Here is a 21,119-nt window from a genome sequence, read left to right on the forward strand (position 1 = left end):
AAGAAGTCTGGACTGTGATTTTTATGATTTTTGTGATTAATGGTGATAACAGATTAATTAATCATCTAAACAAATTAATTATACAAATCATAGTTAAAAATATTTATTTGTGGTACTTACGATAATTCCTATTAATTTAGCACAATTTTTCCAGTAATATCCAACCAGTTTTACTTTTTACGAGAATTTGGCGATCGCGGTCAAAAAGTACAGAACCACAAGCTATCATGGTTTTACCTTGTTCATTATGGCTATTCATATATTCTTGAGTACGGGTATCAATGCTTTCTGCAATGGAGCTATAAACCTGATTTACCCAATTACTACCACTATTACTATCGAGAATTCTCAGATGTTTTAATGCTGCTTCTGCTGTAGGACTCTGAAAAATGGTTTGAATATCGGAAGACCCTAGTCCTACCATAGCAGAATGGGCAGTTAAAATTTCCCGGCGACCATCAGCTAAATGATGATGAGTGTGAAAGATTCCCCCCGCTAGTTTCATCAATTTACCGTGATAACCAAATAATAAAATTTCTTTTACACCTAAGATATCAGCAGCGACTAACATGGGTCCCAACCAATTCGCAGTTTTTACCATTTGTGCGGGGTTGATACCGAGTTTTTGAGCTAAATCTAGGCCATTTTCCCCAATACAAAAGACCAAAGTTGGAAATTGACTGGCTTTTTCGGCTAAATCAGCACGAAAAGCTGTTAATTGATCTGGTGTACTTAAAGGTTGAGAAATCCCTGTTGTTCCTAATAAAGACAGTCCTTCCACTACTCCAAACGCGGAATTAGAAGTACGGACTGCAAGCGATCGCCCTTCTGGTAAAATAATTGTTACCTTGATTTTTTCCGTGGGTTTTAATAATCGCTGTAAATTTTCCTGGAATAACTTTTGGGCATAACCATAAATTGCGGCTTTCCCCTCACCATTGAGTTGCTTCCCAATCCCCTCTCCACCCTGAATAATTACCGCTTCTCCATCTCCCTCGTACCATGCCACCATCGCCCAAATCGGTGTATTCTTTGTTAAATCTAGGTTATCACCTGGATCACTGCGAGTCATAGCCAAAGCCTGATTTTCTGATATTCCTGCGACTTGTTCAATGGGTATTTCGGCAATTTCAGCAGGTGTAATCAAGTCTACAGAAGTCACAGTCAGGGGTTGATGATAGCGTAACCAATGCAAAGCCGCAACAGCAGCAGCACAAGCAAAAACGGGCAAAGTGTATCCAGAACGCGACATATTAACAATTTAAAATTAACAATTCAAAATTCAAAAAATCTTAGAGGATGTTTGAAAAGTGGTATTCCGTAATTTTCATCACATTGCTACCCCCCTTAGTCCCCCCTTGTAAAGGGGGGAAACAATAAAAAGGGGAGGGTTAGGGTGGGGTAAAAAATATTTGATACATCAACCATAACTTTTCAAACACCCTCTTACCCACTCTTCATCTAAATTCCCATTTTTGATAATAAAACCTGCATATCTCCCCAAGAAATATCTTGTTGAAGATAACGGGGTGAGTCAGGATTATAGGGACTTGCTATTCTGTCAATTGCGATAATTGTAGCTGTATCTGGTAACACTGGGACATCTGGATCATAAGCTGTTGGGCGCATTAAAGAACTAGAAAAGCCTTTAAACACAGCAATTTGATCTGGTTCACCATCAATTTTGACAGTGACGATGAGAACTTCTTGGGATTTTTTGACTGTATATTGTTCCAGTCTTTTACCAACAGAGTTATTCATTAATTCAGCAGTCGGAACTACGATTTTTGTGATGAATTTGATTTGGATGATTTATTGATCAGGAAAACAAGTCGGAACTATGATTTGTGTGATTAATTTTATTTAGATAATTAATCCGAATAATCACAGTTCAGAATTTTTTCTAACTTTTCAATTGCTTAATGTGTAGCAGAACGTCCATATTTACCCAGTTTAACCGCGACAAAATAACTTAAATAAATTACGTAAATTGCTAAAGTCACTATCCCCAAAAACCCTAGAAAAGCAGGTTTGCTATTGTGGTGAAAATAGTCTTTAAAGATTAATGGTGCTTCTAACCAGACACTACAGTAAGGAGTTTTAATCGCAGTTCCTGAAAAAGCACAACCTAGGAAGGGTAAAAGGGCTATTGCTCCTAAACTACAATAAACTGTTGTCGCCCAACGCCAAGAAGTAAAAATTAGTTTTAATGGACTATGGGGATAATAGTCAATTTCATCATTGATATCTACCCAAAACCATAGCGCAATTGGGATCAGAATCCGCGCCATTAAAGCAGAGATGAAACTAACTCCAAAGCTACCAATCATTAAGTACATACTAACAATTAATAAACTAGCCACTCGCCAGTAAATCATTAATAAGCGTTGCATTCCTTCAGCTTTTTGCACAAATGCCCAAATTGAAAGAATTAAAGGAATAATCAGCGTAAATAATAACGCTAGTCTATAATCCATCCAAACATAAGGGCGAAACCATACTTGTGTCATAAAGTCAATAACAAAAATAGAAAATTTGTGAATAGATATTTGATAGCGTTAGCTATTCTAGAAAAATTCAGTTTGGGGACTTTTCTCAAAAGCGAAAAACGGGGAGTTTATTCCCCGTCTAGTTCAAATCCATTAATTAATGGAGGTTTAAACCATTGATATTCCAGTAAATTGTTACTTAATGAAAAAAGCACAACTGCTGGTTCTAATCTTCGTACAGACGGCACTCATCTGCTTCTGGATTAGCATCACAATATTGCTCTAAAGCGTTTTTAGGCTTGACTTGACGCTGGTGAGAAGCTTCCGCTTGCAATTCTTCTACAGCATCCCAAGCAGCAGCACATTCAGCGGAGTTGCTACCTGAGATATCACATACAGTGCGGGCTTGTTCAAGTTCTTCTTGGATTTTTTCTTGAATGTCGCCAGTAGCTTGTGTTTGGGTGTTAGTCATGATTATTTCTCCTTATGTTTTGTTTATACTAGTATAGAAAGAATTTGAAAATTGTAGTTTTCTGTCTCTGAGATCACTAGTTTTACACTTTTGGTGATAATTCCAGTGGCTAATATCTTGCAAATAGGCTCTTGGCTCATTCAGCGAGATATGTCTAGAGTATTATCCCATGAATATCATAAGCTGTTATACTTATAACTTACCAGATTTTCATTTTGAATACAGACTTGAAATATCGCTTATAAGCCTCTGATAGTTTAGCGCAAACCAATATATTCGCTTATAAGCTTAAATTTTTATTGATATGAATTGAATTATAACTTTATTTCATGTATACGTTTATTGTCGGTGTAGTAATTTTTAATTAAGCTTAGAGATTAAAATTTAATTTCCCAGATATCATTTTATAATTTAACTAAAGTTGATATCATCCTCACGAGGTTATTATGACAGCTATCACCGTCAACTTAAACCCTATTATCCAATTAAGTGATCAGCAATTTTATCAACTCTGTCGAGAAAATCCTGAAGTCAAATTTGAACGCAATGCCAAAGGAGAAATATTGATTATGTCACCAACAGGAGGAGGAACAGGAAAACGTAATGTGGAAATTGCCGCAGATTTTGTGTTTTGGAATCGTAAATATAAACTAGGGGTTTGTTTCGACTCTTCCACCTGTTTTAAACTTCCCAATGGTGCAAATCGTTCTCCTGATGTTGCTTGGATTAAAAAAGAAAGATGGGATACACTCACACCAGCAGAACAAGAAAAGTTTTCACCAATTGCCCCAGATTTTGTTTTAGAATTAATGTCACCTAGTGATAGTTTGCAGGAAACGCGAGCAAAAATGCAGGAATATATCAATAATGGAGTTAAATTAGGTTGGTTAATTAATCGAAAAATGCGCCAAGTGGAAATTTATCGTCTTGGTAAACCAGTAGAGATATTAGAATTTCCCCAAGAATTATTAGGTGAAGATATTTTGCCAGAATTTATTTTAAATATGGAAATCATTTGGGGATAGGTTGTTGAAATTCAACAACCGGATCATCTTGGTAAGTCATGGTAATATAATGCTATTATTTACCTGTACTCACAATTCCTGACCATTGCACCTTTTTCTCCCGTTCTCGACGATAAGAAAAGAAATGTTCTGGAGTTTGGAAAGTACAATAGGGAGCGATCGCAATTTGTTCTAAACTAATTCCTAATTGTTCCAATTGCAAAGCATTCACCCGCCGCACATCTAAACAGACCTTTCCCGGTTCTGGATCTTTGATTAAAGGTGAATTCGGTAAATTATGTAAAGCAGCAACTATTTTTTCTGGTTCATAATGTGGTAGAATGGTACTGCCAATTTCCGCAGCTACTTCCACAGAAACTTGGTAAACTTCCCCAGCAATAGCCGGACCCATAGCTACGCGCAAATCTGCTAAATTGCTACCGTGGGATTGCATTCTGGTAATAGCTTCAGGAACAATTTTCGCCGCTGTTCCCCGCCAACCAGCGTGTAAAGCCGCCACCTGTCCAGTTTTCACATCTCCAATCAAAACAGGTGTACAATCAGCAGAAGCCACCCAGACAGCTTGTAACGGTTGCCCACTTATTAAACCATCTGCCAACGCCAAATCATCATCACTGGCATTGACATGATCATCAACCTCCTGGGGAGTTAAAACAGTATTGCCATGCACCTGTTTTAAACGATAAGCTAAAGCCTCTGGTTGTAGTGCCTGAGTTAGTTCATGAGGTAAACGAGGCCAAAACCGTTGGGTAAAGAAACCATGAGACCAGGGTTCTAGAAGATTACAAGTCAGGTAAGGTAGACCTTCCCAATTGTGCCAATGCCAAGTGTGCATCTTTAACCAAACCTCAATAGAAAATTAATTACTTTCAATCAATCCTAACTTGAACAACTGCCAAAAAAGATTTAAAACAATGGTGAACTGTGGTGGAATTTAATCGGCAACTTTTGGTAGATAGCTTAAAAGCAGAATATAAGCATCAAGACTTACCATTCTCTCTACATATTTTTAACACTTTATCTTCCACAAATCAAACCCTGTGGCAACTAATCAACCAAGGAGAAAAACCAGGTTGTGTAGTTATTGCCACCCAGCAAACCGCCGGAAGGGGGCAATGGGGTCGTCAATGGCAGTCTTCTACTGGTGGTCTATATCTTTCAATGGCATTAACACCCAACATGGAAGCTACCAGCAGTTATCAACTCACCTTGGCCAGCGCGTGGGGAATTACAGCAAAATTACGAAAATGTGGTATACCTGTCGGCATAAAATGGCCAAATGATTTAGTATTAGATGGTCGCAAATTAGGAGGCATTTTAACCGAAACCAAAGTCAATCAAGGACATATCACTCAAGCTGTGATTGGTGTTGGCATTAATTGGGCAAATCAAGTTCCAGAAACGGGAATTAATCTGCAATTATGGCAAAATTCCCAAAATTATCAGATGATTCATCACCTGGAAATGCTTACCTCACAAGTCTTACTAGGAATTAAGTCCGGTATCGAGTGTCTACAGGTAGAAGGAATAAACATCCTCTTATCTCGCTATCTTGATCTACTCACAAATATGGGTGATCAGGTTTATGTCAATAATCTTTTAGGTACAGTAGTTGGAGTAACTCCACAGGGTAATCTCCGCTTAAAAATGACAACTTATGATCCAAAAGCAGCCGTAACACCAGAAATTTTTTGCCAACCAGGTACAATCAGTTTGGGTTATCGTCAAGCTTCTGTTTAATGATTAAATTTGTTAAAAATGTCACTTCATAGGATAGTATATCCAGCATGAAATGATATCATTTCTTTAGACTTATTACACACAACACAAGAGAAAAAATGACGCAGCACCATAAATCTGCCCATAAAAATTTTTACTACGGTGGCACGAGTAAACGTTTTGCTTCTAGACTACCAGCACAAAGCCTCTGTTTGTTAAGTAGCTTTAGTCTTCTTGGTAGCGGATTTGTAACTGCTCAAACTGAAACTGCATCAATAGACAATATTGTTCCCACTATTGAGAATTCCCAACCAGCAGTAGTTACAAATCCAGTTCAGAAAGAAACTATTGTTCCTGAAACAGCCAAGCCACAGCCAGATTTTTCTGACCGACAAGCTAGGCTGAAAAAGAAGCTAAATAGCAAAAGTGTTGCTGAATCTACAGAAGTTGTCAGAGATGCTAAACCCAAAGGTGAAAATACTCAACCTACAGCCAGTGTGAGAATTTCCCAGCCCAAAGGTGAAAATACTCAACCTACAGCCAGTGTGAGGATTTCCCAGCCCAAAGGTGAAAATACTCAACCTACAACCAGTGTTAGTGAACCTGACCCATTGGTTAAAAAACTCCCAGAAGTCGCTCAAACAACCAATAATTCGCAAAATACTGTCAAGGATACAGAAAGTAGTCTCAAGGATTATAACAACGCTTATATTGATCCCACTGACTACAAAAATGCAACCACAGATAACTATGAACCGCCCAGTTCTGTAGTCGTCACAGAACGTTCTAGCGGTTGTAGTGCCAATGTAGTTCCAGGGCAAAGTGCTTGTGCTAAAACTACCCAAACTCCTGCCGTGGCTAAGTCTAAAGATTCATCACCGACTTGGCTGAAAAAAAGTGAAACTGCTAAATTACCAATCGTGTCCCCAGTGAGGACAGCCATAACTGCAAACCGCAATCAACGTGAGAATGTTGGTGAAGCTGTTGCTACTAGTGTGAGCAAAATTAGTCAACCTCAAAATAATTGGCGGATTTCCAGAACTAACACCAGCAGTCATACAAAGGCTGCCTATCATGCCAATAGCTTTATCCCCAGTCCTAGTGAATTTAGCACGACAAAGGTGAGTTCTATCCCTATTGCTCCCCAAGTAGGTAGTTTACCAGCACCGATGATTGAGGGTAATCTTGCTCCTCGTCCCAGTCTGGTGTCCTATGATTTTTCACTGGCATCTGTATTACCTCAAGTTCCTTATACTAATACCCTGGCTTATCGTGGTGGTGGTGGTTCGGGAATTGTCTTCCCTCTGTCTATGGCTGCACCAATTACGTCTTTATTTGGCTGGCGTGTTCATCCTATCACGGGCGATCGCCGTTTTCACGCTGGTACAGATTTAGGTGCGCCCACGGGAACACCAATTTTAGCAGCGGCTAAAGGTCAAGTAGAATCAGCTAACTGGTTAGGTGGTTATGGTTTAGCCGTAATTATTAATCATAGTTCAGCGCAACAAAGTCTCTACGGGCATATGTCAGAAATCTTTGTTCAACCTGGTCAATGGGTAGAGCCTGGAACTGTCATTGGTCGAGTTGGTAGCACTGGTAACTCTACAGGACCTCACCTGCACTTTGAAATCCGTCACCTTACCCAAAATGGATGGGTTGCTGTTGACCCAGGTGTGCAATTAGAAGGTAGCCTTAGCCAGTTGGCACAAGGCACACCAGGCACGAAAACAGCCCAAGCTCGGTAATTGGGGGAGTGGTCAGTGGTCAGTGGCCAGTGGTCAGTGGTCAGTGGTCAGTGGTCAGGGAGCAGGGGAGCAGGGGGGAAATTTCTTCCTTCTTCCTTCTTCTTCCTCCTGAACTCCTGATAGCGAAGCGTGGCGTTAGCCATACTTCTGATAGCGAAGCGTGGCGTTAGCCATACTTCTGATAGCGAAGCGTGGCGTTAGCCATACTCCTGAACTCCTTACAAATATCCGTTTTCTGCTAAGAATGCAGTTGTAATTTCCGCTTGTTGGTGGTGATTATTGCCAGGGGTGAGGAATTTTTCCACGTATTTACCCAGGATATCTCCTTCTAGATTTACCCAACTACCCGCTACTAAATGACTGAGATTGGTTTCGCTGTATGTTAGCGGGATGACGGCGACTGTAAATTGAGATGATTCTGATTTATATTTAGCTACGGTGAGGCTGATACCATTGACAGCAATGCTACCTTTAGGAACTATATAACGAGCGATCGCTTCTGGGGCCACAAAGGTCATTTCCCAGGAACTAGCAGTTTGTTCAGATGTGATTAACTGACCAATTCCATCTACATGACCCATAACAAAATGACCACCGACTTTACCACCCACCCGTAGTGATGCTTCTAGATTGACGTATCTTTGTTGAATTTCTTCTTTGCCTAATGTTGTGCGTCCTATGGTTTCCGGTGAAGCGGTGGCAATAAATCCATCTTTTAAGATTTCTTCAACTGTCAAACACACGCCATCTACCGCCACACTATCACCATAGGCCAAGTCATGAATGATCATCTCTGGCTGACTAAGATAATTAATCTGCCACGAATCTCCTGTTAAGGGTTTTATGGTTCCTAAACCTTGAATTAATCCTGTAAACACAGCTTTTGGGAAACTAATTTTATTTATTGCTTAATTTTGGCGGAAATCAACTAATAATTCTCGGAAAAAATCTAAAGCCCGTAAGTTTATTTTTTTTCCTGGTTTTGGTAAATGAATATTAACATATTAACATCAATCCCCAGGCATACTTGAATTAGGAGCTAAAAGAAAGATGAAGGATAAAATATGAAGGATCAATAAATTAGTTATTAACAAGGTGTGAAATTAGTTTATTTATACCTGATTTCTATGACACCACAGTAAGAGTCAACTAACCATTAAAAATTCCTAAAAAGCTGGTTTGATTTGCTTTTTTAATTTTTAATTTTTAATTCTTAAATTCGGAAAAAAGTGGATTATTTGTTACATATTTCCAAGCGATTAAAGAACTTTAGAGGCTGAACCAATGATAGAAATGAAAGTCGCTGGTATAGCATTAGATGCGATCACTCGCAGCCCGATTGTGCTTCTGAAGGATGGTTCAGATCGTCGCGCTTTGCCCATTTACATCGGTCAGGAACAAGCAAGAGCAATTATGGGGGCAATGGAAAATCAAAAGCCCCCCCGACCTTTAACCCATGACCTAATCGTGAATATGCTGGAAACATGGAATATGACTTTAGATAAAGTTATTATTCATACCTTACAAAAAGATACCTTTTATGCTGCGTTAATTCTTCAGCAAGGGGATGTCAAAAAAGAAATTGATGTTCGTCCCAGTGATGCGATCGCTATTGCACTCCGCACAAATACTCCCATTTGGGTCATGGAAGAAGTAGTGGCTAATGCTTCTATTCCTGTAGATCGTGATGCTGATGAAGCTGAACAGGAAGCTTTCCGCGAATTTATTTCTAATCTCCGTCCAGAGGATTTAATCAAGCGGTTTGGGAATGGTGACTAAGTTGTAAATGCTGAGAATGGAGAAAAAATAAGAAAGTAGCAAAAAAGCCACAATTTCTGGATTTTTCCTCAAACTCAGCAATTATGACCATTTTAGATTCTAGATTATTAGGAAAATGCCGAGAACCCTGAGAAGAAGAGCGGGCTAATTTAATCGCTTCCTTACAGGCACAAACTGAGCAGGCACTATTTTGGATTAAATCCGTCAAATATAGCAATAGAAAAGGTAGTTAGGATATCAACTAATATAGCGGTTATTGGTTGAGTGAAATACAAGAACCTCTCCCCCTTTGGATGGATGCCTCCAGTACGCTATGTATTAGCAAAGCTCCACGAAGTGGCACACCAGTCCGCCTACAGTGCTAGTTCACCGCAAGCGGGGAGGAGAATTATCATGTATCTAATTTAATTGCATACCGCTATAATGAAACTTCGTTCACAACAGGGTTTTACCTCTGACTTCTGACTCCTACTATATCATTGTAATAGTTTCAAATTAAAATGAGATTCAATTTCTATCCATTTGGTTTTCGGAAAATACTTAAAAAGTTATTTCTGCCTTTGTTTTTAATTTCTTTACTGATGGTTTTTTGGGGAAACACTTTTACACCTGTTACCGCACAAGAAGGATCACGTTCAGAAATTCGTGGTGTGTGGATGACAAATAATGATCTCGATATTCTTAAAGATAGGACTAAAGTTCAGGAAGCAGTCACACAACTCCAAAAACTCAATTTTAACACTATCTATCCCGTAGTTTGGAATTCTGGTTATGTCATGTATCCTAGTGAAGTAGCCAAGCGGTTAGAAATCCAACCGTTTGTATTTCAAGGTTTAGATGGACATGATATTCTTGCCGATTTAATTAATAAATCTCATCGGCAAAATTTACTGGTAATTCCTTGGTTTGAATTTGGGTTTATGACTCCTCCCAGTTCAGAATTAGCAATGAATAAACCAGAATGGTTAACACAAAAAAAAGATGGTAATCAAACATCTATTAGTGCCGGCGGTGAGGTTTCATGGTTAAATCCGTTTCATCCAGAAGTACAACAGTTTATTAGCAATTTGCTTGTAGAACTTACTAACAAGTATGATCTTGATGGTATCCAATTTGATGATCACATGAGTTTACCTTCTGAATTTGGTTACGATAAATATACGGTTGCCTTATATCAACAAGAAACTAAAAAAATGCCTCCCAGTGATCCTCAAAACCCAGAATGGGTAAATTGGCGGGCAAATAAAATTACAGAATTCATGGTGAGACTTAATCAAACAGTCAAACAAATCAAACCGAAAATGATTTTCTCTGTCTCACCTAATTACTATAATCATGCCTATAAATTTCAACTCCAAGATTGGTTGAACTGGGTACGATTAGACATAGTAGATGAGTTAATTGTGCAAGTTTATAAGGAAAATTTAGATCATTTTATTGACAAGCTTTCCCGTCCAGAAATGGAAGAAGTAAAACAAAAAATTCCTGCGGGAATCGGTGTTATGGCAGGTTTAAGAACTAAACCCGTATCAATTCAACAGATTCAATCTCAAGTCCGTGCCGCCCAACAACGGGGACTAGGTGTAGCTTTTTTCTATTATGAAAGTCTTTGGAATACTGCACCAGGAGCATTAAAAGAAGAACGTTTTACTGGATTTAAAAGTTTATTTCCATATCCGGCATTACGAACGGCAGTAGAGTCTGAGGAAGGGGAAACGAATCTAACTGTGACTGACAAAATACCATTTTAGTGTGTGAACGCAAAAACCAACAATTAGCAGTAAATTGGGATTTATGAATTAGTTTGCAAATAATCAATTGCGGCTGCTAATTTGTGAGGATAACTTTCGGCAAATCTTTCAAACCATAATCCTTCTGATGATAATGGATCTAATTTAGCTAACCATTGTTTAGCAGGTTTTTGTAAAGCTTCTCTTTGTTTAGCTTGAAGTTTTTCTTGACGAATTTTCTCCTGTGTTAATTCTTCTTGTTTTTGCAGTGCGACCGCCGCATCTTTTGCCAAAATATCAGCTTGTACATCTGCTAATAATTTATTTACAAATACATCAGATTTAGTATCAGGTAAATGGACAAATTGAATGGTTTGTAAATTATTCTGTGGTTCTGTGGGTTTGGATTGGATATATGCAGTTTTATTTTCAGCCAAATCAGCTTGTACTTCTGATAACAATTTATCTATAAATACATCTGATTTTGCAGTTGATGAAACCGATTTAACTGGGGTTAAATTATTTTGTGGTGGTGTGGTTTTTGGTTCTGTATATTCAGTTTTGAGTTCAGCTAATAGCTTGTCAATGGAATCCATATTTGTAATTCCTAAAAAATATAAGATCCCCGACTTCTATTTTCATCTTATCAACAAATTATGAATTGATGTAAAAAGTGGGGAATCATTTTTAATTCACGAATTTTTAATTCACGACTGTGCTAGTACAGCACGGCGTAAATAAGCCAACTATTCTTATCTCCATCGCTAAAAAAGCCTACTGTATATTACTTTTGACCTTTGACTTTTGAATTTTGACTTCTGCATAGCAGTGCTAGTCATTAATGGCATTGAGGAGAACTTCTGATAAACTCATATCTTCCATATCATCCATTGTGATAGTGTCGCAAATATCAAACTTAGCACCTGCACTTTGCAATTCATCATCCAAGATTTTCAAAAAGCGGGTAGCTTGAGCATCATTACCGACTTGAATAAAGGAAATAGCTAATTCTTCATCTCTATCCAGACGACGAGAAGCTTCAATAATTACCTTCATTACGGCTTTGCGATCATCTGGTTCACCGTCAGTAACTACTAAAATTGTTTCCCCATTGTGTTGACTTTTACCAGAGGCTTTACGTTGCAGATAATCATCGGTAGCGTGTTTTAAAACACCTGCTAAATCTGTTGTTCCTGAAGGATCATTTTCCGTGAAAATTTGTATTACTTTAGCAGATGTGACATTTTCATAACGTTTAAATTTCCCAGAAAATAAGTAAATAGTAATGCCATCTGGATCAAATTGTTCACATTTACTTGCTAATGCAAAAGTAGATTCTTGTGCTGTTGCCCATCTAGTTCTACCACCTTTTTGATCTGGGGTAGCCATGCTACCGCTTTTATCAATAATTAAGGTGTAATCACGGTTTTCTAGCATGACTAAACTCTCCAGATATTAGGAATTTTTGTTAATTAATCAGTGATGGCATTCATTAAAACATCAGCCAAACTCATGTCTTCTAAATCATCTAAAGTTACGGTATCACAAATATCGAATTTAGCACCAACACTTTGTAATTGATCATCTAAGGCTTTAAGAAATTTGGTGGCTTGAGGATCTGAACCGACTTGAATCATGGAAATTCCTAATTCTTCATCTTTTTCCATTTGTTGGGTAGCACGAATGATAATTTCAAATACGGCTTTGCGATCATCTGGTTCACCGTCAGTAATGACTAAAATCGTTTCTCCATTGAGTTTGGTTGTACCAGCGGCTTTGCGCTGAAAGTAGTTATTCAGGGCATCTTGGAGTACACTTCCTAAGTTAGTCGTACCTGATGGATCATTTTCCTGAAATATCTGGGCTACTTTAGCAGCAGTAACATTTTCATAACGTTTAAATCTGCCGGAAAAAACGTAAACTGTAATGCCATCAGGATCAAATTCTTCACACTTTCTGGCTAAAGCAATGGTAGATTCTTCAGCTATCTGCCATCTAGTTCTTCCACCCGCTTGGTCGGGTGTGGACATACTACCGCTTTTGTCAATAATTAAGGTATAGTCACGATCGCTCATCATAATCTTCCTATTGTCATTTTTCTATCTCTAGTTTAACCGTTAAGTATGAATACAGCAGGAATAAAGGAGTCAGGAGTCAGGAGTCAGGAGTCAGAATGAAGAAGGAAGAAGGAAGAAGGAAGAAGGAAGAAGGAAGAAGGAAGAAGGAAGAATGAATAAGGAGTAAAACTGGCTTGCTGTCTGGCTTTGAATTTAGATCCTGTACCTCATTAATCTGCAATCTGCTGTGATTCATCCGTCCTTATCTGCGTTTATCTGCGTTTATCTGCGTTTGTCTGCGTTTGATTATTCTTAAATTCTAATTCTATGCAGATTAATCTTAACTACAAATTACCAGCTTTTGACTTAGGATAAGCAATGCGTTTGTGATGAAATTGTTGCCAAACATCCACAAATATTTGGGCAATTTTTGGCATTTCTTCTCTTGTCAAGCCTGAATCTATTAATTGTTCATCTTGCCATTTTGCTTTGAGAATATTATTCAGCATATTCAATGCTTTTTCTGGAGTTGCATCTTTAAGACTGCGTAATGCGGCTTCACAAGAATCTGCTAACATGACGATTCCTGTTTCCCGTGATTGGGGGATAGGACCATCATAACAAAAATCTGCTTTATCTACGATGATATGGGGATTTTTTTGGGCTATTTGTTGGGCTTGGTGATAAAAATAAGCGATCGCCATTGTTCCTTGATGTTCGGGAATAAAAGCCTGAATTGCCGTTGGTAAACTGTGTTTCTTCGCCATTACTACCCCTTCCGTCACGTGCTTTTTAATCAATTCGGCACTTTTCCAAGGATCTTGAATTTCTGTTTCATGTTTATTGGGACTGCCAATTTGATTTTCAATAAATCCCAAAGGATCGTGCATTTTGCCAATATCATGATATAGAGTTCCCGCCCTAACTAATTCTACATTACATCCCAATTGTTTAGCCGCAGCTTCAGCCAAAGTAGCCACTAATAAAGTATGTTGAAAAGTTCCTGGAGTTTCCGTAGCTAGTCGCTTTAATAATGGGCGGTTGGGATTAGCTAATTCTGCCAAGCGGATAGGAGTAATCACATCAAATAATGTTTCTAAATAAGGACTTAAACCCAAAGCCACAATACTCCAAGACAAGCCAGATACAGCAAACAAACCTGCTTCTTGGAAGATATACCAACCCGAACCAAATACCCCACCTGTGAGGATTTTTAATAGTAAGAATACACCACCTTGGGTTAAGGCAGAGACAACACCTAATAATGCTAATTCTTCACGCGATCGCAATCTATGAGCGACATAACTACTTAACATTCCCCCCATAGCCCCAGCCAACAATACCAGAATATTTGTATCTGTGGTAATTGGGAGTATCAGCGACAATAACCCCACTACTGTTATCCCTACAGTTGGTCCATAGAAACTGCCTAATAATAAACCAATAGCACTCCAAGTAGTATAGGGTAAACTCATTGCCAATACTCCAGGAACACTGAGGCTAAGAAGTAAAACTAATAGGCGATCGCGTTGTCGCAAATAGTTATGACTTTTTCTTTCTATCCAGACAAAAATCCAAATTCCTCCAGTAACAACCATACCGACAATTGTTAAACCCATCCAATTCACTTGGCGGCCAATCAGGCGATAATGTTCTAATACCTGAAATTTCCATTTAGTAATTTTTTCTCCTTTACTAACAATTACCTCTGCTTTTTTCACCCGGATCATTACAGATGGTATTTGATTAGCTACCAGTTCACCTTGTTGTTTTGTTTGGGCTTCGTCTTGTTTAATATTTGGTTGGAGTACCGCTAATAATAATTTTGTTGCTAGGGGTTCAGCTTCACTAGGTACAGATGATTGCACTTGCAAATTAACTGCATTATTCAAAATAGTTTTAGGTAATCCAGCATATATACCTTGGGCAAGAATTCGCTCGGCAATTTTATGAATTCCAGCTTGTGTTTTTAACCAATCATCATCAGTTAAATCTAAAATAATAGGTTCTGTATAAAAGTTTTTAAGTTTTCCAGTTTCTATTTGTGATGCTTTCTCAATTGCTTGATTATATTTTTGTCTAACTTGAGAGATTTTGGTAATCAATGCTGAAAAATTAGATTCTGATCCAGTAAATTGATAAGCTTCTAGTTCTGATAATGCTTGAATAAAACTAGCTTCATCACTCTGCTTTCCATAAATAGGAAAAGGTTTAGACAATTGCAATACCGGAAAATTTGATGATATTTGTGGAGACAACAAAAATTTTGAATTTTGCTTTTCTAAATTTTGTTTTCTATTATTTTCTAAAGTTACTTTCAGCTTTTGCCATTCTGATTCAGGAAAAGTCCTAAGATAACGTTGAATAGAAATTGATAAAACGGCAGGATCAAAAAATGGAAACCCGTCAACTATATCCCTAAGTTCATTAGTTGTATCTAAAAATTTTTCCACCTGTTCATTAATTTGTTCATTTATATGGTTATCAATCATGAGAACAGGCACAGATTTATCTATAGCATCTTTTCGTTTCTGTTCTGTTTCTTGCTGATCTTCAACATCATCTGTGAAAGGAGCAGTAAATGTTTGTAAAGCAATATTATCAACTTTCATTCTTGGTTGGTTATATAAACCATGTCCCATTACACTTGTGAGTGATAAGATTGCCAATACCAAAATTATTGAAGAGCGTTTTTGATGTATCCATAGAAGAATAAATTTATCAATACCACGAGTTTTCTTAACTAATTTAACAGTTGATTGTTGTGTCTGTCTCTGTTTGCCTTGTTTTCCTTGATGACTATTTGCTGATAAATACAGAAGTAGATTTTTTAGAAAATTCCCATGCAGTTTATGCTGATACTTTCCTTTTCGGAATAGCACTTTATACTGCCGTTGCCATTGCCTCAGTTGCTGGCTCAAGGATTGCAAAAATCGCTGCGTTTTCATCTTTCCTTCCGCGAAATACCCCAAATATGGCTGATGTCTCCGCCATGCTACCGCGAACGCCACTCTAGCTGGATAAAAAGTTAGGGAATGATAGCAGTTCCCATTTGACCGTTAATTAACCTTTGCTGAATCAGATCATTTCAACGTCTACGGATAATATGAGGAGCAGCAAAGATAGTATATCCTGTGTCCACAAATTCGCCACAATTATCGCTCAAGTCATATACTCCAGACCACACCGCCATCATTGTATCGGCTAATGTGAACATTTGGGCAAAACTCTCAAGTCCCCAAGCCGGGGAGTTAGTGACTGACGGAGAAATTTGCCAATTTACAGGTATACCAACTGTACTGTTATACGCGCCTGATAATGCTCCAGCAATTGCACCTGTAATATTTTGATTGGCAAAATTGTGATTTTGATTAGCTCTTAATACGGTCAGGGGAAAGTCTTCTAATGTACTCCCAAAGCAGTAAAAAGCTAAACCAATATTGCTAATTAATTTTTCTGGACTACTCAATTCCCTTTGTGCTGTTTCTAGTCCCACCCCTTTTTTTAATAAATCATTGACTTTTATTAATTCTTGTGGTAATAAAGTTGATGTTTTATCTAAAAAACTCACTGTTCCCGAAATCAGGCTGTGGGGGTTAAGTTTTTCATTCAGGGATTGAGCGATCGCATATCCTATAATTAAACTAGCATCTCTGATCATCGGCTCATTTTGCCAATTGAATATCCTTTGCACGTCTAAAATATTTTCTCGCATTCTATCGGTATTGTCATGAAAAAAAATTGCCACTGGTAATGTAGCGAGAATTATTTGTCCCCAGAAATTAATATTTGTTTCTAATTCAATACCTGCTTGTTCTTGACGCTTTAACCAGTCATCTACATCTAACCTGCCCAAACTGATTAAACTTTCCGTCCCCAAAACCGCAATTTTACCCAATCTAAAACTATTCTGGCTAGATAAACCCTCTCCCAAGAAAGCTCCCAGAAAAGTTCCCCTAACCCGATTCACAAGAGAATAACGCATAATTTTTAATCGGTGATTGGTAATTGGTAATTGGTAATTACTTCTTCTTCCCTGTCACCTGTCACCTAATTACTGCCTTAAATGGTACACCAGTGCTTGTAACCCTAACAAATAACTTTGAGCGCCAAAGCCACTGATTTGGCCAATTACCACTGGTGCGATATAAGAATGATGGCGGAAATCTTCCCGACGATAAATATTACTTAGATGTACTTCGACAGTAGGTAAATTAACGGCAGCGATCGCATCCCTCAAAGCTACACTAGTATGAGTGTAAGCCCCAGCATTAATGACAATCCCCTGATGCTTTCCTAATGCCCCGTGTATAGCATCTACTAAAACCCCTTCATGATTTGACTGCAAGGGCAATATTTCAGCTTGTAGTTCCATTGCTTTGGACTCTAACAAGCGATTAATTTCTGCCAAAGTTAAAGAACCATAAATTCCCGGTTCTCTGAGTCCTAGCAAATTTAGATTTGGACCGTGCAGCACAAGAACACTTAAAGCTGGCAAATTCAACTCTCACACCTTCAATATTTTAGCGTCGTCGCCTAGAACGTTCATGTACAGGAATCGGAATCAGTTCCGGTTCCGGTTCAGCCTCTGGACCTAGCAGGCTATCAATTAACTTCCGCGCTAATTCTTTCAGCTTTTCCAGTACCTTTTCTATATAATCCATTAAACTGACCGCTCCTGAGATAGTACCTCAATTTTTTTTAACAGGGTCGCAGAAACTGGCGTATTATCACACCTTTAGCCTACAAAAAGGTTGACACATTTCCATAAGTATGATATATGCTACTAGGAAATTCTAATTTTGTGTTCTCCCTTACTTATTAGATTATCACATCCTTAATTAGTAATGGGTAATTGGTGATAAGGAATAGAAGTTTGGGAGTTCAGGAGTTCAGGAGTATGGCTAACGCCACGCTTCGCTATCAGGAGTTCAGGAGGAAGAAGAAAGAAGGAAACTTTTGCCGATATTTTACAAACTATAGTCGTCAAATATGTACTAGATAAGTTAAAGATGGAAATAACTGACAATTGACTCTCAAAGGTTACTTCTAGCATTCTCAAAAAGATCACTGTACCTGAAGTTGAGAAAGATTTACCCCTGTTGGGCAGTTTGTGTAAGTATACAATCACTGCTGAGGCGTGATATTTCATCTTGACATTTCGCAAAAATTAATCCAACTTAACTATTTAGCTGCATAGCTATTATTCTTTTTAAATTTCCATGTCAACTCTTGTTATCGTCGAATCTCCCACAAAAGCTCGTACCATTCGCAACTACCTACCAAAAGACTATGTGGTAGAAGCTTCAATGGGTCATGTCCGTGACCTTCCCCAGTCGGCCAGTGAAATTCCCGCAGCCGTCAAAGGGGAAAAATGGGCGCAGCTTGGGGTCAATGTAGAAGCCGACTTTGAACCGATTTATGTCGTTCCCAAAGACAAAAAGAAAATTGTCACTCAGCTTAAAGAAGCCCTCAAAGGTGTAACTGAACTGATTTTAGCAACAGATGAAGACCGGGAAGGGGAAAGTATTAGTTGGCATTTATACCAATTGCTCAAGCCGAAAGTGCCAACAAAGCGCATGGTCTTTCATGAAATTACCAAGGAAGCCATTCAAAAAGCTTTGAAAGACTGCCGTAATATTGATGAGCAGGTAGTTCGCGCCCAAGAAACCAGAAGAATTTTAGACCGATTAGTAGGATATACCCTATCGCCGCTGCTGTGGAAAAAAATTGCCTGGGGGTTATCCGCTGGGCGAGTGCAATCTGTAGCAGTACGCTTATTAGTAATTAAAGAACGACAACGCCGGGCTTTCCATGAAGGTACATACTGGGATTTAAAAGCCAGTCTAGAACAGGAAAAATGTCCCTTTAGCGCGGTTTTAGTGACTCTTGGCGGTACGAAAGTTGCCACAGGCAGCGATTTTGACTCAACAACGGGCAGAATTACCGCCGGGCGTAATGTTGTATTACTCAACGAGGAACAAGCCGAAGCCCTAAAAGCCCGCCTAGAAGGGAAAACTTGGACAGTGACGGATATGGAAGAACGTCCTGTCACCCGCAAACCAGCACCACCGTTCACAACTTCCACACTGCAACAAGAATCTAACCGCAAATTGCGCTTATCGGCACGGGATACCATGCGGGTTGCTCAAAATTTATATGAGCAAGGGTATATTACCTATATGCGGACAGATTCGGTACATTTATCCGACCAAGCGATTACCGCCGCCCGTGCTTGTGTAGAACAAAAATACGGGAAACAATATCTTAGTCCCCAACCTCGCCAATACACCACTAAATCTAAAGGCGCACAAGAAGCTCACGAAGCCATTCGTCCCGCTGGTAGTAGTTTCCGCACACCCCAAGACACAGGTTTAGCTGGACGAGAATTTGCTGTTTATGATTTGATTTGGAAGCGCACCGTCGCCTCACAAATGGCTGATTCTCGCCAAACTCAAGTTACTGTGCAAATCCAAGTTGAAGACGCTGGTTTTCGTTCCTCTGGTAAGCGCATAGATTTTCCTGGCTATCTTCGCGCCTATGTCGAAGGTTCTGATGATCCTGAAGCCGCTTTAGAAGACCAAGAAGTAATTCTACCTGCTCTGAAAGTTGGTGATCATCCCAAATGTAATGAACTGGAAGCGGTAGGTCATGAAACCCAACCTCCCGCCCGTTACACCGAAGCAACTTTGGTGAAAACCTTAGAAAGTGAAGGTATTGGTCGTCCTAGTACCTACGCCAGTATTATTGGCACAATCATTGATAAAGATTATGCCCAATTGGTGAATAATGCCCTAATTCCCACTTTCACGGCTTTCGCTGTGACTGATTTACTGGAAAAGCATTTTCCAGATATTGTTGACCCTAGTTTTACTTCTAAAATGGAGCAAACCTTGGATGAAATTTCCACGGGTGAAGCTCAATGGCTTCCCTACTTAAAGAAATTTTATCTTGGTGAACAAGGTTTAGAAACTTTGGTGAAGGAACGGGAAACCGAAATTGATGCCAGTAAAGCTAGAACTGTAGAATTAGAAAATTTAGATGCTAAAGTCCGCATTGGTAAATATGGTCCTTATATCGAAGTTACCAATGGTGAGGAAGTAATTACCGCTTCTATCCCCAAAAACCTCACCCCGGCTGACCTGAACCCCAAACAGGTGGAAATCCTCCTCAAACAAAAAATTTCCGGACCTGACCAACTCGGTCGTCACCCGGAAACTGGAGAACCAATTTATATCAAACTTGGTACTTATGGTCCTTATGTTCAATTAGGCGATAAAACTGAGGAAAATCCTAAGCCTAAACAAGCTTCTTTACTCAAAGGTGTGACACCGGAAACCGTCACTTTAGATATGGCTGTGGGTTTATTATCTCTCCCCCGTGCTTTGGGAACTCACCCCGAAACTGGTGGCAAAGTCCAAGCTAGTTTAGGAAGATTTGGCCCCTATGTTGTCCATGACCAAGGGAAGGAGGGGAAAGATTACCGTTCTCTAAAATCTACGGATGATGTCTTGACAATTTCCTTGAATCGTGCTTTAGAATTATTGGCAGAACCGAAAAAAGGACGGGCTGCTGCTAAGAGTAAGTCTAAAGAAGCTTTACGCGAGTTGGGTACGCATCCAGAAGATGATTCACCAGTCAATATCTATGATGGTCCCTATGGTCCTTACATTAAACATGGGAAAACTAATGCCAGTCTTCCTGAAGGTGAATCAGTAGAAAATATCACGCTATCTACAGCTATTGAATTACTGTCAACTAAAGCATCTACAAAATCTCCCCGCAAAACCACTAAATCAACTACTAAGTCAACTACTACTAAATCAACTACTACTAGAGGAAAAAAGAAAGACGCAGCAAGTTAGGGGTAGGGAGTAGGGGGAGTAGGGGGAGTAGGGGGAGTAGGGGGAGTAGGGGGAGTAGGGGTTATTAGAGCCTTTAATTTTCCTGCTCACACTACGCTGTAAACGTTTCATGCGTTTACTCTTATGGCGGTAGGCTTTAGGATTCTCGAATCCTTCACCATTACTGCAAACTGCTAATTCTTTGATACCAATGTCAACACCAATGGTCGGTCTGTCTGCAAGTATAGGAGGTTTTTCA

21 protein-coding genes are annotated in these 21,119 nt (G+C 39.0%); 6 read left to right on the forward strand and 15 right to left on the reverse strand.

All coding sequences use genetic code 11. The features are described from left to right. Window positions 1-136 precede the first annotated feature (136 nt). The 4 genes from cbiD to AN490_RS02455 all read right to left on the reverse strand — a co-directional run bounded on the left by cbiD (window position 137) and on the right by AN490_RS02455 (window position 2,961). Window positions 137-1,252 (reverse strand): cobalt-precorrin-5B (C(1))-methyltransferase CbiD, encoded by a 1,116-nt coding sequence (gene cbiD / locus AN490_RS02440; protein ID WP_299999630.1) that lies wholly within the window; start codon window positions 1,250-1,252, stop codon window positions 137-139. A 209-nt stretch (window positions 1,253-1,461) separates the two neighbouring features. After that, entirely contained in the window at window positions 1,462-1,761 is a 300-nt protein-coding gene (locus AN490_RS02445; RefSeq protein ID WP_299999632.1) for a hypothetical protein, read from the reverse strand. Between the two features lie 158 nt (window positions 1,762-1,919). Continuing rightward, a complete protein-coding gene (locus AN490_RS02450) occupies window positions 1,920-2,510 on the reverse strand; it encodes a DUF3177 family protein (protein WP_299999634.1) in 591 nt (196 codons plus the stop codon). Between the two features lie 205 nt (window positions 2,511-2,715). Next, window positions 2,716-2,961, reverse strand: coding sequence for a Calvin cycle protein CP12 (locus AN490_RS02455; RefSeq protein WP_213712105.1), 246 nt, complete (start codon window positions 2,959-2,961; stop codon window positions 2,716-2,718). Window positions 2,962-3,407: 446 nt separating this feature from the next. Between AN490_RS02455 and AN490_RS02460 the strand changes: the two genes are divergently transcribed. Further along, window positions 3,408-3,986 (forward strand): Uma2 family endonuclease, encoded by a 579-nt coding sequence (locus tag AN490_RS02460; RefSeq protein ID WP_015081463.1) that lies wholly within the window; start codon window positions 3,408-3,410, stop codon window positions 3,984-3,986. Between the two features lie 55 nt (window positions 3,987-4,041). On the opposite strand, the gene pgeF is transcribed toward AN490_RS02460, so the two are convergent. After that, the gene (gene pgeF, locus AN490_RS02465; RefSeq protein WP_299999638.1) at window positions 4,042-4,821 is read right to left on the reverse strand and encodes a peptidoglycan editing factor PgeF; all 780 of its coding nucleotides are present in this window, start codon (window positions 4,819-4,821) and stop codon (window positions 4,042-4,044) included. A 92-nt stretch (window positions 4,822-4,913) separates the two neighbouring features. On the opposite strand from pgeF, the gene AN490_RS02470 reads away from it, so the two are divergent. Together AN490_RS02470 and AN490_RS02475 are read left to right on the forward strand one after the other, a co-directional pair. Continuing rightward, window positions 4,914-5,726 carry a biotin--[acetyl-CoA-carboxylase] ligase gene (locus AN490_RS02470; protein ID WP_299999660.1) on the forward strand — a complete coding sequence of 271 codons (813 nt, stop codon included), beginning with the start codon at window positions 4,914-4,916 and terminating at the stop codon, window positions 5,724-5,726. 98 nt (window positions 5,727-5,824) lie between these two features. After that, entirely contained in the window at window positions 5,825-7,450 is a 1,626-nt protein-coding gene (locus AN490_RS02475; protein ID WP_299999640.1) for a peptidoglycan DD-metalloendopeptidase family protein, read from the forward strand. 218 nt (window positions 7,451-7,668) lie between these two features. Here AN490_RS02475 and AN490_RS02480 read toward each other — a convergent pair whose 3' ends face one another. Beyond that, window positions 7,669-8,328 carry a riboflavin synthase gene (locus tag AN490_RS02480; RefSeq protein WP_299999643.1) on the reverse strand — a complete coding sequence of 220 codons (660 nt, stop codon included), beginning with the start codon at window positions 8,326-8,328 and terminating at the stop codon, window positions 7,669-7,671. Between the two features lie 406 nt (window positions 8,329-8,734). On the opposite strand from AN490_RS02480, the gene AN490_RS02485 reads away from it, so the two are divergent. Together AN490_RS02485 and AN490_RS02490 are read left to right on the forward strand one after the other, a co-directional pair. After that, a complete protein-coding gene (locus tag AN490_RS02485; RefSeq protein ID WP_015081458.1) occupies window positions 8,735-9,229 on the forward strand; it encodes a bifunctional nuclease family protein in 495 nt (164 codons plus the stop codon). A 500-nt stretch (window positions 9,230-9,729) separates the two neighbouring features. Continuing rightward, complete coding sequence (locus AN490_RS02490) at window positions 9,730-10,980, forward strand: glycoside hydrolase family 10 protein (RefSeq protein ID WP_299999645.1); 1,251 nt, start codon at window positions 9,730-9,732, stop codon at window positions 10,978-10,980. Between the two features lie 41 nt (window positions 10,981-11,021). Here AN490_RS02490 and AN490_RS02495 read toward each other — a convergent pair whose 3' ends face one another. From AN490_RS02495 to AN490_RS02530, 8 genes are all read right to left on the reverse strand, one after another. Next, window positions 11,022-11,555: a hypothetical protein gene (locus AN490_RS02495; protein ID WP_366925007.1), complete on the reverse strand. Its 534-nt coding sequence runs from the start codon at window positions 11,553-11,555 to the stop codon at window positions 11,022-11,024. 235 nt (window positions 11,556-11,790) lie between these two features. Further along, on the reverse strand, window positions 11,791-12,396 hold the full coding sequence (locus tag AN490_RS02500; RefSeq protein WP_299999647.1) for a VWA domain-containing protein: 606 nt from the start codon (window positions 12,394-12,396) through the stop codon (window positions 11,791-11,793). A 35-nt stretch (window positions 12,397-12,431) separates the two neighbouring features. Beyond that, entirely contained in the window at window positions 12,432-13,037 is a 606-nt protein-coding gene (locus AN490_RS02505; RefSeq protein ID WP_299999649.1) for a VWA domain-containing protein, read from the reverse strand. A 323-nt stretch (window positions 13,038-13,360) separates the two neighbouring features. After that, window positions 13,361-15,964 carry an HDIG domain-containing metalloprotein gene (locus AN490_RS02510; RefSeq protein ID WP_299999651.1) on the reverse strand — a complete coding sequence of 868 codons (2,604 nt, stop codon included), beginning with the start codon at window positions 15,962-15,964 and terminating at the stop codon, window positions 13,361-13,363. A gap of 140 nt (window positions 15,965-16,104) precedes the next feature. Then, window positions 16,105-17,001: an ADP-ribosylglycohydrolase family protein gene (locus tag AN490_RS02515; RefSeq protein WP_299999653.1), complete on the reverse strand. Its 897-nt coding sequence runs from the start codon at window positions 16,999-17,001 to the stop codon at window positions 16,105-16,107. Between the two features lie 69 nt (window positions 17,002-17,070). Then, window positions 17,071-17,514 (reverse strand): type II 3-dehydroquinate dehydratase, encoded by a 444-nt coding sequence (gene aroQ, locus AN490_RS02520; protein WP_168653331.1) that lies wholly within the window; start codon window positions 17,512-17,514, stop codon window positions 17,071-17,073. A 25-nt stretch (window positions 17,515-17,539) separates the two neighbouring features. Then, complete coding sequence (locus AN490_RS02525) at window positions 17,540-17,680, reverse strand: hypothetical protein (protein ID WP_015081449.1); 141 nt, start codon at window positions 17,678-17,680, stop codon at window positions 17,540-17,542. A 173-nt stretch (window positions 17,681-17,853) separates the two neighbouring features. Then, the gene (locus AN490_RS02530; protein WP_299999656.1) at window positions 17,854-18,072 is read right to left on the reverse strand and encodes a hypothetical protein; all 219 of its coding nucleotides are present in this window, start codon (window positions 18,070-18,072) and stop codon (window positions 17,854-17,856) included. Between the two features lie 166 nt (window positions 18,073-18,238). On the opposite strand from AN490_RS02530, the gene topA reads away from it, so the two are divergent. Continuing rightward, entirely contained in the window at window positions 18,239-20,881 is a 2,643-nt protein-coding gene (topA, locus tag AN490_RS02535; protein WP_299999657.1) for a type I DNA topoisomerase, read from the forward strand. Here the strand turns inward: topA and AN490_RS02540 are convergent. Beyond that, window positions 20,840-21,119: transposase (locus tag AN490_RS02540; RefSeq protein WP_299999658.1), on the reverse strand; the 280-nt coding region annotated here is incomplete at its 5' end. The two genes, topA and AN490_RS02540, sit on opposite strands and share 42 nt — an antisense overlap.

Source organism: Anabaena sp. AL09 (assembly GCF_001672255.1).
GTDB lineage: Bacteria > Cyanobacteriota > Cyanobacteriia > Cyanobacteriales > Nostocaceae > Dolichospermum > Dolichospermum lemmermannii.

What these genes read in the sequence shown, in the direction of transcription:
- cbiD (WP_299999630.1), bottom strand. Translation starts at nt 1,252, where the DNA reads ATGTCGCGTTCTGGATACACTTTGCCCGTTTTTGCTTGTGCTGCTGCT.
- AN490_RS02445 (WP_299999632.1), bottom strand. Translation starts at nt 1,761, where the DNA reads ATGAATAACTCTGTTGGTAAAAGACTGGAACAATATACAGTCAAAAAA.
- AN490_RS02450 (WP_299999634.1), bottom strand. Translation starts at nt 2,510, where the DNA reads ATGACACAAGTATGGTTTCGCCCTTATGTTTGGATGGATTATAGACTA.
- AN490_RS02455 (WP_213712105.1), bottom strand. Translation starts at nt 2,961, where the DNA reads ATGACTAACACCCAAACACAAGCTACTGGCGACATTCAAGAAAAAATC.
- AN490_RS02460 (WP_015081463.1), top strand. Translation starts at nt 3,408, where the DNA reads ATGACAGCTATCACCGTCAACTTAAACCCTATTATCCAATTAAGTGAT.
- pgeF (WP_299999638.1), bottom strand. Translation starts at nt 4,821, where the DNA reads ATGCACACTTGGCATTGGCACAATTGGGAAGGTCTACCTTACCTGACT.
- AN490_RS02475 (WP_299999640.1), top strand. Translation starts at nt 5,825, where the DNA reads ATGACGCAGCACCATAAATCTGCCCATAAAAATTTTTACTACGGTGGC.
- AN490_RS02485 (WP_015081458.1), top strand. Translation starts at nt 8,735, where the DNA reads ATGATAGAAATGAAAGTCGCTGGTATAGCATTAGATGCGATCACTCGC.
- AN490_RS02490 (WP_299999645.1), top strand. Translation starts at nt 9,730, where the DNA reads ATGAGATTCAATTTCTATCCATTTGGTTTTCGGAAAATACTTAAAAAG.
- AN490_RS02495 (WP_366925007.1), bottom strand. Translation starts at nt 11,555, where the DNA reads ATGGATTCCATTGACAAGCTATTAGCTGAACTCAAAACTGAATATACA.
- AN490_RS02500 (WP_299999647.1), bottom strand. Translation starts at nt 12,396, where the DNA reads ATGCTAGAAAACCGTGATTACACCTTAATTATTGATAAAAGCGGTAGC.
- AN490_RS02505 (WP_299999649.1), bottom strand. Translation starts at nt 13,037, where the DNA reads ATGATGAGCGATCGTGACTATACCTTAATTATTGACAAAAGCGGTAGT.
- AN490_RS02510 (WP_299999651.1), bottom strand. Translation starts at nt 15,964, where the DNA reads ATGAAAACGCAGCGATTTTTGCAATCCTTGAGCCAGCAACTGAGGCAA.
- AN490_RS02515 (WP_299999653.1), bottom strand. Translation starts at nt 17,001, where the DNA reads ATGCGTTATTCTCTTGTGAATCGGGTTAGGGGAACTTTTCTGGGAGCT.
- AN490_RS02525 (WP_015081449.1), bottom strand. Translation starts at nt 17,680, where the DNA reads ATGGATTATATAGAAAAGGTACTGGAAAAGCTGAAAGAATTAGCGCGG.
- AN490_RS02530 (WP_299999656.1), bottom strand. Translation starts at nt 18,072, where the DNA reads ATGCTAGAAGTAACCTTTGAGAGTCAATTGTCAGTTATTTCCATCTTT.
- topA (WP_299999657.1), top strand. Translation starts at nt 18,239, where the DNA reads ATGTCAACTCTTGTTATCGTCGAATCTCCCACAAAAGCTCGTACCATT.